Source organism: Pseudomonadota bacterium (genome assembly GCA_018823285.1).
Lineage (GTDB): Bacteria > Desulfobacterota > Desulfobulbia > Desulfobulbales > JAGXFP01 > JAHJIQ01.
Window position 1 is genome coordinate 21,486 of sequence record JAHJIQ010000058.1, and the last position, 12,492, is coordinate 33,977.

A 12,492-nucleotide genomic window follows, 5' to 3' on the forward strand; every position below is an offset into this window, starting at 1 on the left:
ATCGTTATTCCTTCACCCGGGTGATATATTCGCCGGTCCGGGTGTCGATCTGGATCTTCGCACCTTCTTCAATAAAAGGAGGGACCTGCAACACATAACCGGTTTCGACCGTCACCGGTTTGGTATCGCTACCACTGGTATCACCCTTGACCCACGGGTCCGCCTTGGTCACGACCAGGTTGACGAAGATCGGCAACGTGATATCAATCGGCAGATCATTGAAGAAAAGAACCGAAACTTCCATATTATCGATCAGATAATTGACATTGTCACCGATCTGCTCCCGGGACAGCATCAGCTGCTCATATGACTTGTTGTCCATGAAATGGAACTCATCCCCCTGCGAGTAGAGAAACTGGACCGGCCGGTCACTCAGGGGGGCCGGTTCAAATTTATCATTGGACCGGAAAGTGCGATCGGTTGAATTCCCGTTGATCAGATTCCGCAACCGGCATTTGTAAAGAGCCTGTCCCTTGCCGGGCTTGGAGAAATCAAATTTGGTGATGATATAAGGGTCTCCGTCCATCATTAATTTCAAACCTTTTCTGAGATCCGAGGCACTGTACATTATTCCCGCTCCGTAGTTATTGTATTGTTCCGCTGTAAAAAATCGAACTGCTTAATACACCGGACCGCCGTATTTGACAAGTTATAAGCCACCGGGAAAATCAATTTTTCGGGCTATAATCGAGCATCCCTGTTAAAATTCTCCGGCATCGCAAATCAACCGAAGTCTTGATGATTGAAGCTCCCCGCGACAGATCGCGAACAGCGTGGGACTTCGAGCTACGGGGAATACATTTCGCTTTACCTGTTCAATGTCTGTTACCGATCAATGAACCTTTCCGAACAATTTATGATGACAACAATCTCCGGGAATAACGATTATGCTGAACGGTGAAAACCGGGTGGCCATTACCGGTCTCGGGATCATCTCCTGCCTGGGTCTGAACAGGGAAGAAGTCAGCGAATCCCTGGCCCTGGGCCGCTGCGGGATTGAACTGCTCTCCGAGCGGAAGGATCTTGGCTTCCAGAGCGGCCTGAGCGGAGTGATCCACGGATTCGACAGCCGGAAAATTCTTGACCGTAAAAAAAGAAAATCGATGCCCGAATTTGCCCTCTGGGCCTGGGATGCCATTGACCAGGCGATGCACCAGGCGGGCCTTGACCGCGACGCCCTCCATGGCGACCCTCTCACCGGGATGATTTTCGGCAATGACTCATCGGCCGTAACCCCGGTGGAACAGGTGCAGGTTCTGAAGGAGGCGGGTGAGACCAGAAGTATCGGCAGCGGCCACATCTTTCGCCTCCTGAACAGCACCATCACTCTGAATATCAGCACCCTGCTCGGCCTGCATGGGCATGTCTGGACGGTCAGCGGCGCCTGTGCCAGCGGCGCCATGGCCATCGGTCAGGGTGCGGAGCTGATTGCCGCCGGCCGGCAGAAAAGAATGATCTGCGGCGGCGCCCAGGAGATTTCCTGGCAATCCATGTGCAGTTTCGACACCCTCGGCGCCTTTTCCCGCCGGGAAGATGATCCGGCCTCGGCCTCCCGCCCCTTTGATCTGGACCGCGACGGACTGGTCCCGGGAGGAGGTGCTGCGGCAGTCATCCTCGAATCATATCCGGAAGCGGAAAGACGCGGCGCACAGATCCTGGGCGAAGTCCTCGGGTACGGCAACACCAGCGACGGACACCATATCGTGGTCCCGAGCGGTGAAGGTCTTGAACGGGCGATGTCCCGGGCGATCAGTGACGCAGGGCTTTCTCCTGCCGAGATAGACCTGGTCCTGGCCCACGCCACCTCCACCCCGGCAGGGGATAAAGTCGAAGGCCAGGCCCTGGAAAAAATATTCATCACCGATGCCACCACCGAAGGCCCGCTGATCACCGCTCCCAAGGCGCTTACCGGTCACGAATTCTGGATGGCCGGAGCGTCCCAGGTTGTTTACGGACTGCTGATGGCACAGGGTGGTTTTGTTGCCGGAAACCGCAATCTGGAAAGACCTGATCCGGCTGTTAAGTCCTTGCGTTTGCCAAGGGAAAAAGTATATAATGAAACCCGTTTTCTTTTATGCAATGCTGCCGGTTTTGGGGGCACCAACGCCTGTCTGGTGATCCGGAACAACCCAGGCTGATATCTCCCCGGAACAGGGGGTTTTTCACGAGGTTTTTATTTGCCCCAGAGTAAGTTTGATGCTGTCGTGATCGGCAGCGGAATCAGTGGCCTGACCACCGCCGCCTTGCTGGCAAAAAACGGCCGCCGGGTTGCGATATTGGAGAAAGACAGGAAACCCGGCGGAGCCTTGAGAAGATTCAGCCGCTCCGGGATCCCCTTTGATATCGGATTTCATTATACCGGCGGACTGGCTCGGAATCAGATACTGAGAATTCTCTGGGAACATATCGGGATCTGGGACAACCTGACCGCCACCCCCCTGCACCCCGATGGATACGATCTTTTCAAGTTTGCAAACAGTGATACAACCGTCAGGGCATACTACTCGTACGAGCTCCTGACTGAAGAGTTGTGCCGGGTTTTCCCGACTGAGTCAGTTGGGATCAGGAAGTATCTCCAGACAGTACGGGATATCTGCCATAAAAACCCCTTCTATAATCCCGACGTCCCTCTGGTCCCGTTCCTTCGCGACTTCTTCGGTTCGGGTGACAGCTCGCTGACTGCCGCGGTTTCCGCAATGGTCAGAAACCCGGAACTGCAGGCGGTGTTTTCCGCCCCTGCCTGTCTGCACGGAGTGCCGCCCCATAAAGTCGGGATCGCCATGCATGCCTCGGTGGCCCACGGCTATTATTCAGGAGCCTGGGGCATCCAGGGTGGCGGACAGGCGATCGCAAACGCCTTTATCGGGCAACTGCAGCAGGCGGGAGTTGAAATTATCACCGGCTGCCCGGCAGAACAGATTACCGTATCCGACGGTCGGGTCAGCGGGGTAAAGTGCAACAAGCTTGAAATTTCGGCCGAAAACGTTATATATACCGGCCACCCGGCCGCTTTCCCGGATCTGGTCGCCGAGGGGGCTTTCCGACCGGCCTATTGCAGTCGCCTGCGGGACCTTGAAGACACCATGTCGGTCTTCATCGTTTTCGGGATGCTCGACAATCCGGGACTGGTTCCAAATCTCGACCGGGGAAACATGTACATGCTGAATCCCGGTTTTAACCTCATGGAAAGCCATGGGGAGGGAACAACCCTCCTGATGACCGCCCCGGGCAGACGGGACGACCCCCAGGGAAAAAACGGGGCGGCCGCAAAAGGTGTCATCCTGATGCAACCTTCCCTTATGGAAGAGGCCGCAGTTTACGGAGATGGCTTCAAGTCGAGAAAAGCGGGATATTCCGAATGGAAGGAGAGCCTTTCTCGGAAGATGATTGAAAAGGCGACGGAATCCTTTGGCGAAGGGTGCTCCACCATCAAGGTGCTGGCAACCGGCTCCCCCCTGACCTTCAGTGATGAACTCGGCTCTCCGGCAGGTGGGGTGTACGGGGTCCAGCACAATATGCACCAGTTCGTCGCCCGGGCCAGAACAAGGATCGGGGGGCTGTTTCTGAGCGGTCAGGGTTCGCTGATGACCGGCGTCCTCGGGGCATCCCTGGCCGGACTGGTCACCGCCGGGGAAATAATGGGTCTTGAAGAAACCTGGAACAGGGTCAGGAATTGTCAGTGAACAGAGTCGTCATAACCGGCCGCGGAGCCGTTTCACCTTTTGGGGTCGGGGTCGGCAGGCTGGCTGAAAATGTCTGGCAGGGCAAGTCCGGCATCCGGTTTATGGCCGACTGGCAGAAGGTCGGGGGGATGCTCTCCTATCTTGCCGCTCCGGTCCCGGAAATCGACGCCCGGGAGTACCTGTCCAGAAACTTGAGGCGGACCATGGGATCCATGGCAATCCATGCCGCTATCGCCTCCAGGGAAGCGGCCGACGATGCCGGCCTGGACGATAAGATTCTCGCTTCCGGCCGGGTCGGGACGGTCATTGGGTCGACCACCGGCAGCCCGGAAGCGTATGAGAAGTTTTACCGGACCTACCTGCGCGAAGAATCGGTTGCCGAAATAAAGTCGGGATTTTTCTTCAAGGTCATGAGCCACAGCTGTGCGGCCAATGTCTGCCTCGCGCTCGGCATTACCGGCGAGCAATGGGCGCCGTCAAGCGCCTGCACTTCTTCGGCCCAGGCCCTGGGCCTCGGGTACCTGCTGATCAAGTCCGGCAGACAGGATGCGGTGTTATGCGGCGGGGCCGACGAGGTCCACCACACGGTGACCATGGTCTTTGATGTGCTGAAAGCCGCCTCGCGAAAAAACGACGCCCCTCGGATCACCCCGGCGCCATTTGATGCCGAACGTGACGGAGTTGTCTGCGGCGGCGGCAGCGGGATTCTGGTGCTCGAGAGCCTGCATTCGGCCCGGGCCAGAGGCGCCCGGATCTATGCGGAACTGCTTGGTTTCGGCCATGTCAATGACTCCGCCCACATCGCCAATCCCCAGGAGGAGGCGATGTCCGCATCAATGAAAGCGGCCCTTGCTGACGGAGGGGTGGAGGCAGGCGAGATCGACTACGTGAATGCCCATGCCACCGGGACCCTGCAGGGCGATGTGACGGAGGCAAAAGCCATCGGCAGGGTTGTCGGCCCCCATGTGCCGGTCAGTTCCTGCAAGGGACATATCGGCCACACCCTGGGTGCGGCGGGGAGCCTGGAAAGCATCCTGGCCCTTGAAATGATGGAGAGGCAGGAACTGATCCCGACGTTAAACCTCACCGTCCCGGACCCTGAATGCAGCTGCGTAGATCTGCTGATGAAAAAAAGATCACAACCCGTTAATACTATATTGAAAAACAATTTTGCTCTGGGCGGTGTCAATACCGCCCTGATTTTTCGGAGGTGGCAGGAATGAATCAGGACGACAGTATCCGCCGGCAGGTGATCGAGGTCATTGCCGAGGAGTTCGAGCTGGACCCGGCGCAGCTGACTCCGGAGGCAACCCTCTACGACGACCTTGGTCTCGACAGCCTGGATGCGGTCGACCTGGTCGTAGCCCTGGAAAAATCCTTCGGCGTCAAACTTGCCAATGAAGAGGCGATAAAATCCGTCAGAACCATGGGCGACCTTTTTACCCTGATCAGCAGCCTGAAACCTTCCGCCCAAGAGAGTTGACCTTGTTGAAAAAAGTCCTTCTCAATCTGTATTTCTGGCCCCTGTTCTCCCTGGTGACACTGGCCGCGGTCCTGCTCTCGCCTGTGCTGCTGGCCGGCAACCTCATCTTCACCCGGCAACCGACGGCCCGGATGGTCCGTAAATGCATCAGGCTCTATGGCTGGATTCTGGTCCGGGTTATCCCCTTCATGGCTCCGGTCACCGTGGAAGACCGCTCCGGAGGCATCGAGGAACCGGTTATCTTCGTTCCGAACCACTGCTCATCGGTCGATCCTTACCTTTTCGGCATGCTGCCGCTGGACAATGCCTTCGTCACTTCCTGGCCGTTTCGTATTCCCCTCTACAATTTTTTCATGCACCTGTCCGGGTATATCAATTCCAATAAGGGCTGGAAACATGTCCTGGAAAGAGGGAGTGAACTGCTGGGTTCCGGTTGTTCACTGATCATCTGGCCGGAGGGGCATCGTTCCCGTGACGGCAAACTCCGTCGATTCAAGAACGGCGCCTTTCAGCTGGCCCTCTCAACCGGCAGGCCTGTCGTCCCGGTCTGTGTGATCGGTTCGCGGCAGATGCTGCCCCCCGGCAGCAGATTTCTGACTCCCGCCCGGATCCGGATGATCCTGTTGCCGGCAATCACTCCGTCCGGCCGCAGCAACAGCCCCGAAGACATCAGAAGCCTGAAGATGAGGGTCAAAAATGCCCTGGCCGAGGAACTGGCCGGAAATACGCGGGCAACCCGCAGGCAGAATTGCCCGTCGAGCAGTTCCTGCTCATGCCTTCATGAAACAGGCCGGACGCCCGGCAATGAGGCAGCCTGCTAAATGAACGGATACTCCCACGAAAAAGCTCTCGCGCTCAGAAGATCCACCCCTGAAGAAATCGGGGCCATCCAGGAAACACTCCTCCGGGACCATCTGCGGAAGGCCTGCCATGCGCCATTTTACCGGAAGATGTTCACGGATCTGCAATGCGAGCCGGACGAAATCACCCTGTCCACCCTTTCCGGCCTGCCCCTGACCACCAGGCACGACCTGGAAAAGGATCCAGCCGCCCTGTTTGCAACAGCCGCCACCGAACAGGTTGATCTTGCACTCACCTCGGGTTCAACCGGTGATCCGGTCCTTGTTCCCTATACCGCCGGCGACCTTGAACGGCTCGCCTTCAATGAGCAGATGGGGTTCTGGGGCGCCGGAATCAGAGCCGATGACCGGATACTGCTCTGTGTGACCCTCGACCGCTGTTTTATTGCCGGCCTCGCCTATTACTCGGGGCTCGTGAAACTTGGCGCCGCTGCCATCCGCAGCGGCCCCGGGCAGCCCGCCCGGCAGTGGGAACTCATCGATCGCCTCCTGCCCACCGGACTGGTCGGGGTTCCCACCTTCCTTCTGAAAATGGCGCAGTGGGGCCAGGAGCATGGCCGCAATACGCAAAAGAGCACGATTTCGTCAATCATCACCATCGGTGAGCCGGTCAGAAAACCGGACAACACCCTGACCCCGCTCGGTCGTGAACTTGAGGAAGCATGGGGCTGCCGGGTTTTCTCCTCCTACGGGGCAACCGAACTGGAAACGGCCTTCTGTGAATGCACTGCCCAGTGTGGCGGCCATGTCCACCCCGAGCTGATGCTTGCCGAAATCATTGATGATCAGGGCACCCCCCTGCCTCCCGGGAAACCCGGGGAACTGGTGGTGACCCCTCTCGGAGTTGAAGGACTGCCGCTGGTCCGTTTCCGAACCGGAGACATTGCCCGTCTCCATGATGCACCGTGTGCCTGCGGCTGGCAGACGCCTCGACTTGGCGCCATTGAGGGCCGCCTCGCCCAGCGGCTCAAATTCCGGGGCACCACTCTCTACCCGGAAATGATCTTTCAGGCCCTTCAGGAGCTCCCTGAAATCAAGTCATCATATATCGAGGTCAGATCATCATATGACCTTTCAGATGAAATAACCGTGGTGGCGGGTATTGATGGCCCCGCCGTGAATGAAAACCAGAGAATCGCTGAATTCCTGCAGGCTCGCCTTCGGGTGCAGCCTGCTGTAACTGTCCGTGAGCACATCCAGGTCCAGGAGACCATGGATCAGGCCGGCGGACGCAAACTTAAACAATTTTTTGACCTGCGCGGTGAGAGAACAAGATGAAATGCTTTGGTGAACACTGGGGACTTGAATTCTCCCCCGAAGAGATAGCTGATGCCCGGGCCAGGAACGGCCTGCTTTCCATGGAACTGGAACTATCAAGGGCCTGCAACCTGCAGTGCATATACTGTTATGCCGAATCAGGGGCCCCGCTGGCCAATGAACTGACGCTGGCAGAGATCTACAGCATCATTGACCAGGCAATCGCCCTCGGCGCCCGCAAAATTATCGTCCTGGGCGGCGGGGAGCCCATGCTTTACAAAGACCTGTTCAAGGTTATCGACTACATCCTCGCCAAAAAGGTCAAGGTCGATCTCTTCACCAACGGCATGCTGATCACCCCGGAAAAGGCGAAAGCGCTTTATGACCGGAATGTTTCGGTGGTGGTCAAGACCAACAGCCGTAACCCTGAAATCCAGGATCTCCTCGCCGGGCAGAAAGGTGCCCATGCCGCGATTGAAAAAGGGTTGCAGAACCTCCGTAATGCAGGCTATCCCAGTGCGAACCACACCCTCGGCATCGAGACCATTATCTGCCGCCAGAATTACGGCGAGCTGGTCGATCTCTGGATCTGGGCAAGAAAGCAGGGAATTATTCCCTACATCGAAATGATGACTCTGCAGGGGCGGGCCACCGATCATCCGGAACTTGAGGTCTCGATCCCTGAAACCAAGAAGCTTTTCGAGGATCTGGCAAAAGTGGATGCCGAACAGTTCGGCAACCGCTGGACCCCGCACCCTCCGCTGGCCGCCTCCCAGTGTGCGCGGCATGAGTATTCGTGCACCGTGACCTCCATCGGCGACATCCAGCCCTGCCCCGGAGTTAGCGTTGCCGCAGGCAACATCCGTGAGAACACCCTGGCGGAAATTCTCGCCCAGGGCAAACCGATCCAGGAATTACGGAATATCCGGACCCTGATCAAGGGCCGCTGTGGAGAATGCACCTTCGGTGATTACTGTTACGGTTGCCGCGGCCACGCCTACCAGGTGACCGGGGACTACCTGGCAGAAGACCCGCTCTGCTGGCTGGAAGAAGGGAAATAGCCCGAATTTTTTTATTGAAGCTCCGCGGGACAGATAGCGAACAATGAATATCCTCCTGATCAACCCGCCCAACAGCGGCCGCAGCATTCCGGAAGAACGATACGGCATTGACTCGATCAAACAGATCTTCCGGGGTGAACCGCTGGCCCTTGAGGTGCTCGCGGGAAACCTGAGGGAGTTTGACGTGCGGATCGTCGATCTCAAGGCCGAGCCGGAATCCCTTGGCCGGACACTCTCCGGGTTCCGGCCTGACCTTGCCGGAATCACCGGAGTGACCTGCGAGGCCAATTCGGTCCTGCGGCTGGCCGCGGAAATCAAGGAGAGTTGCGGTGCGACCATCGTCGTCGGCGGGATTCATGCCAGTAACGATCCGGAGTTTTTCAACCGGCCGGGGATCGATTTTGTGGTGGTCGGGCTCGGCAAGGCAAGTTTCCGGGAACTGGCGACAGCCATCGCCGAAGGATTGAAAGACATCGACATCCCCGGAATTGCCAGGGTCACCCCGGGAAAGCCCCTGGCCTACTCACCACGACAGTTCTCCGGCGCGGATCTGCTCGATGATGTGCCACCGGCCTATGATCTGGTGAGCCAATACCGCTCGGAATATTATCTGGCGAGCCTGAAGCTCGACATGGGTTTTGTGGCCACGGCCTTCGGCTGTCCGTTCGACTGTTCGTTCTGCTGCATCAGCGGCCTGACCGGCGGCCGCTACCTGACCCACAGGATTGATTCGGTCATCCGCGACATCGGGCTCCTTGGCGACCTGCCGGTGGTCCGGCTGCTTGATGCCAACACCTTCGGCGATATCAAGCATGCGGAGAGACTGTGTCGGGCCATTCTCGACGCGGGAATCAAAAAGCAATTTCTGGCCGATGTCAGATCAGACACGGTGGTAAAATATCCGGAGGTCATCCAGCAATGGAAGGAGGCAGGACTCCGGGCGGTGATCATCGGTTTTGAAGAGATCAGTGATGAGAGGCTCTCAGGTATGAACAAGGTGAATCGGGCACAGACCAATACCGATGCCATCTCCATCCTCCACCGGATGGGGATCACCATTATCGGTGACTTCATCGTCTCACCGGATTACGATGAAGACGACTTTGCAAGGTTAGATCGTTACATAACGGACCATTCTGTCGATCTGCCGATGATCACCGTCATGACCCCTCTTCCCGGAACCCGCCTGCATGAAGAGATGCGGGACGAAATAATAGTTGACGATCTTGACTACTATACGTTAACAAATGCGGTCGTCCCCACCAGGCTGAACGAAAAGAGATTTTACGAAAATTATGCCGGGCTCCTGAAAAAAGGACATACCGGAGCCAGATTGTAGACCGGAACACGCAATGAACGCCTATATTACCGACATAGCCATCTTCATGCCCAACGAACCGGTGACGAACGACCGGATGGAACAGGTCCTCGGGATGATCAACGGCCTTCCGTCCAGAACCAGAAAGATCATCCTTCGCAATAACGGAATCAGGAAACGATATTACGCTGTTGATCCGGCCACTGGCAAAACCACCCATACCAACGCGCAACTGGCCGCCGAGGCGGTCAGAAACCTGAAGCCCTACCCCGGTTTTACTCCGAGGGACATCGAACTTCTCTGCTGCGGGACTTCGGCGCCGGACCAGTTCATGCCCGGTCACGCTTCCATGGTCCATGGCGAAGTCGGAGGCAACCCCTGCGAGATCGTCAGCACCGCCGGCATCTGCCTCTCCGGCGTCACCTGCCTGAAATACGCGGTGATGAGTGTTGCCCAAGGGCTCACCCTGAACGCGGTGGCGACCGGTTCCGAGCAGGCGTCATCGTTCATGCGGGCCAGAATGTGCGGCCCGATTGACCTTCAGAAGGTTGCCGATCTGGAAAAACAGCCGTCCCTGGCCTTTGAAGCCGACTTCCTGCGCTGGATGCTTTCCGACGGCGCCGGGGCAATTTTCCTCGCGCCGACCCCGGCGGATGATCGCCTGAGTCTGCGGGTGGACTTTATCGAGATCGTCTCCTATGCCAACGAGATGGAAACCTGCATGTATGCCGGGGCCATAAAAAAGGAAGACGGCACTCTGCAGGGATGGCGGGAGTTTGATTCACTGCAGGAAGGAAACGATGCGCGGGCACTTCTCGTCAAACAGGACGCCAGGCTGTTAAACAGCGAGATCATCCCGATCACCGTCACCAGATCGCTGGCCGGGCTGGTCGAAAAACACCGCCTGACACCGAGCGACATCGACTGGTTCCTGCCCCATTATTCTTCGGAGTATTTCAGAAAGCTGGTCGCCGACCAGATGAGGGAGATCGGATTTGAAATCCCTGAAGAGCGGTGGTTTACCAACCTTGTTGAAAAAGGCAATACCGGCTCGGCTTCGATTTACATCATTCTGGAAGAACTCTTCCACTCCGGACGCCTGAAAAAAGGCGACCGCCTTCTCTGTTACATCCCGGAAAGCGGCCGATTCTCGGTGGGTTACATGCTTCTTACCGTGGTCTGAGATCGCACCACTTCCGCATCCCTATTTAAGAATGGCGTTAGCCGGCATGATGACTTCGACATTGTCACGATTGACATCGACAAATTCACCCTGAAAAACCACCTTGCCGGTCGAAATATCTTCGACAACCACATCGGTCACAGCGAAAAAAGTCCTGATCGCGGCAATATAATCAGTCAACCTTGCACCCGGCACCAGGTCGATACACCCGGAAATCTTGTAATGTTTGGTAAGGATGATAACTGCGGTGTGGTTGATTTCTTCAGACATCGAATTCTCCAGTCGTAATTGGTTTCTGCCGGCAGGAAATCTCCTGCACTCTCCATCATTAATTTATAGTATTGATCCCTGAACAATGTCAATTTCTAAAAAAAGAAGCCCTGTTTTTCCGTAACCGGTGGAGTTTCAACGAGCTTGCCGGAACATGGGGGACAGCCCCAAAAAGAATGCCGGCCAACAACCTGTTAATTGTTGGCCGGCGCCGATAGAGAAGGTGCTTTAAAAGGGGGCAAAAAGGAACCTGTCTCTATCAGATAAAGATTCTAACATTACTGACGGTGGTACTGTCAACAGAATTCGAGAAAAAAAATCAAAAGGATTGATCAGGATTTCCTGACTTTCCGGTGTGGTCTGGAGAATCCGACAAACCAGCAGGACGATTGAAGTTCCCGGCAGATGATATATACTCCGAGCGGACTCAGGATCACTGTCCGGAGTTCACTCAGATGTTCAGCGCTCTTCCCGGGTAGCCGGTTCAGGAGGGGCTGCCTCACAGGAGATTGTTTCACTCTTGCTGTCAACAACTTCGACAACGTAGGGTTTGATCCAAGCCCCGGCTCCGGCCGTATCGGCTTCCAGGAGATCAAAATACCGGCCAGCCGCGCAAATCCGCACGACATTGACCTGAATGGTAAACTTGTATTCGATTTTTTTACCCTGCCTTCCTCCACTCCCGCCCGGTTCTTGAGCGAAAACGGCAATGGGGTGCAGCGGTCCAAGGAAGAAGATCAGGAAGAAGATCAGGAGTCTTGCGTGCACTGCAGAAAAGTCCGATTTATCCAGGAAAAGTGCGGATTGTCTGAAACAGAACATTGAAGCCCCCCGGCAGATCACGAATCAATTTGGAATCCCAGGTCACTGCGATGAGATTCAGCCAAGCATGTACACCCTACAATACAGGAATCCAAGCGATCACGATTCTTTCAAATATCTCCCCCCACCGAAAGAGTCGGTTATACAGTCCATACTACACTTAAGTTCAGAGCAATAACAAGGATAAAGCTTAAGTTGAGCCGCTCGTCTGCTCGCATGAAACTTATCCCCGCATGGGTAAAACGAGGGTTCCGTAGGGCCCTGTCCTCAACCGCCGTCGCCTCTATGGGCGGACACAAAATCCGCCAGGGTGGTCAGCGACTGCAGAACCTTGCGACTCGTCTCCTCTGAATCAATCCTCAGCTTGTACCTGTTCTGAACCGTGAATACAATCTCCACAGCATCCAGCGAATCAGTGCCGAGAGGTGATTCCGGGCCTATCAAAGGCGAAGACGCAGACATCTCTTCAGGAACACCGCCTTGGATCTTGCATACCTCACAGATAAGAGCGAGAAGTTCCTCTTCAAGTTCATTCATCAAGACTCGTACTCCCGT

The 12,492-nt window shown here is 56.2% G+C and carries 13 protein-coding genes; 9 read left to right on the top strand and 4 right to left on the bottom strand.

All coding sequences use genetic code 11. From position 1 onward, the window contains the following. Positions 1 to 4: 4 nt before the first annotated feature. Entirely contained in the window at positions 5 to 568 is a 564-nt protein-coding gene (efp, locus tag KKG35_13445; protein ID MBU1739131.1) for an elongation factor P, read from the bottom strand. Positions 569 to 887: 319 nt separating this feature from the next. Between efp and KKG35_13450 the strand changes: the two genes are divergently transcribed. Genes KKG35_13450 through KKG35_13490 form a run of 9 tightly spaced genes read left to right on the top strand, consistent with a single transcriptional unit; the run spans position 888 to position 10,845 of the window. After that, positions 888 to 2,138, top strand: coding sequence for a beta-ketoacyl-[acyl-carrier-protein] synthase family protein (locus tag KKG35_13450; protein ID MBU1739132.1), 1,251 nt, complete (start codon positions 888 to 890; stop codon positions 2,136 to 2,138). A gap of 39 nt (positions 2,139 to 2,177) precedes the next feature. Then, positions 2,178 to 3,683, top strand: a complete 1,506-nt coding sequence (locus KKG35_13455) for an NAD(P)/FAD-dependent oxidoreductase (protein ID MBU1739133.1) — start codon at positions 2,178 to 2,180, stop codon at positions 3,681 to 3,683. Beyond that, positions 3,674 to 4,906, top strand: a complete 1,233-nt coding sequence (locus tag KKG35_13460; GenBank protein MBU1739134.1) for a beta-ketoacyl-[acyl-carrier-protein] synthase family protein — start codon at positions 3,674 to 3,676, stop codon at positions 4,904 to 4,906. Before KKG35_13455 ends, KKG35_13460 begins: the two co-directional genes overlap by 10 nt. Further along, entirely contained in the window at positions 4,903 to 5,166 is a 264-nt protein-coding gene (locus tag KKG35_13465; protein MBU1739135.1) for a DUF1493 family protein, read from the top strand. Before KKG35_13460 ends, KKG35_13465 begins: the two co-directional genes overlap by 4 nt. Before the next feature lie 2 nt (positions 5,167 to 5,168). Then, positions 5,169 to 5,987 carry a 1-acyl-sn-glycerol-3-phosphate acyltransferase gene (locus tag KKG35_13470; GenBank protein ID MBU1739136.1) on the top strand — a complete coding sequence of 273 codons (819 nt, stop codon included), beginning with the start codon at positions 5,169 to 5,171 and terminating at the stop codon, positions 5,985 to 5,987. After that, a complete protein-coding gene (locus KKG35_13475) occupies positions 5,988 to 7,304 on the top strand; it encodes an AMP-binding protein (protein ID MBU1739137.1) in 1,317 nt (438 codons plus the stop codon). Continuing rightward, entirely contained in the window at positions 7,301 to 8,344 is a 1,044-nt protein-coding gene (locus tag KKG35_13480) for a radical SAM protein (GenBank protein ID MBU1739138.1), read from the top strand. The genes KKG35_13475 and KKG35_13480 overlap by 4 nt, the downstream gene beginning before the upstream one ends. 43 nt (positions 8,345 to 8,387) lie before the next feature. Next, a complete protein-coding gene (locus KKG35_13485; protein MBU1739139.1) occupies positions 8,388 to 9,683 on the top strand; it encodes a B12-binding domain-containing radical SAM protein in 1,296 nt (431 codons plus the stop codon). Positions 9,684 to 9,696: 13 nt separating this feature from the next. Continuing rightward, positions 9,697 to 10,845, top strand: a complete 1,149-nt coding sequence (locus tag KKG35_13490) for a beta-ketoacyl-ACP synthase III (GenBank protein ID MBU1739140.1) — start codon at positions 9,697 to 9,699, stop codon at positions 10,843 to 10,845. A gap of 21 nt (positions 10,846 to 10,866) precedes the next feature. Here the strand turns inward: KKG35_13490 and KKG35_13495 are convergent, their stop codons facing one another. The 3 genes from KKG35_13495 to KKG35_13505 form a co-directional block, all read right to left on the bottom strand. Further along, a complete protein-coding gene (locus tag KKG35_13495) occupies positions 10,867 to 11,115 on the bottom strand; it encodes a hypothetical protein (protein ID MBU1739141.1) in 249 nt (82 codons plus the stop codon). Between the two features lie 459 nt (positions 11,116 to 11,574). Continuing rightward, entirely contained in the window at positions 11,575 to 11,937 is a 363-nt protein-coding gene (locus tag KKG35_13500; protein ID MBU1739142.1) for a hypothetical protein, read from the bottom strand. A 267-nt stretch (positions 11,938 to 12,204) separates the two neighbouring features. Then, on the bottom strand, positions 12,205 to 12,474 hold the full coding sequence (locus tag KKG35_13505) for an acyl carrier protein (protein MBU1739143.1): 270 nt from the start codon (positions 12,472 to 12,474) through the stop codon (positions 12,205 to 12,207). Positions 12,475 to 12,492 lie beyond the last annotated feature (18 nt).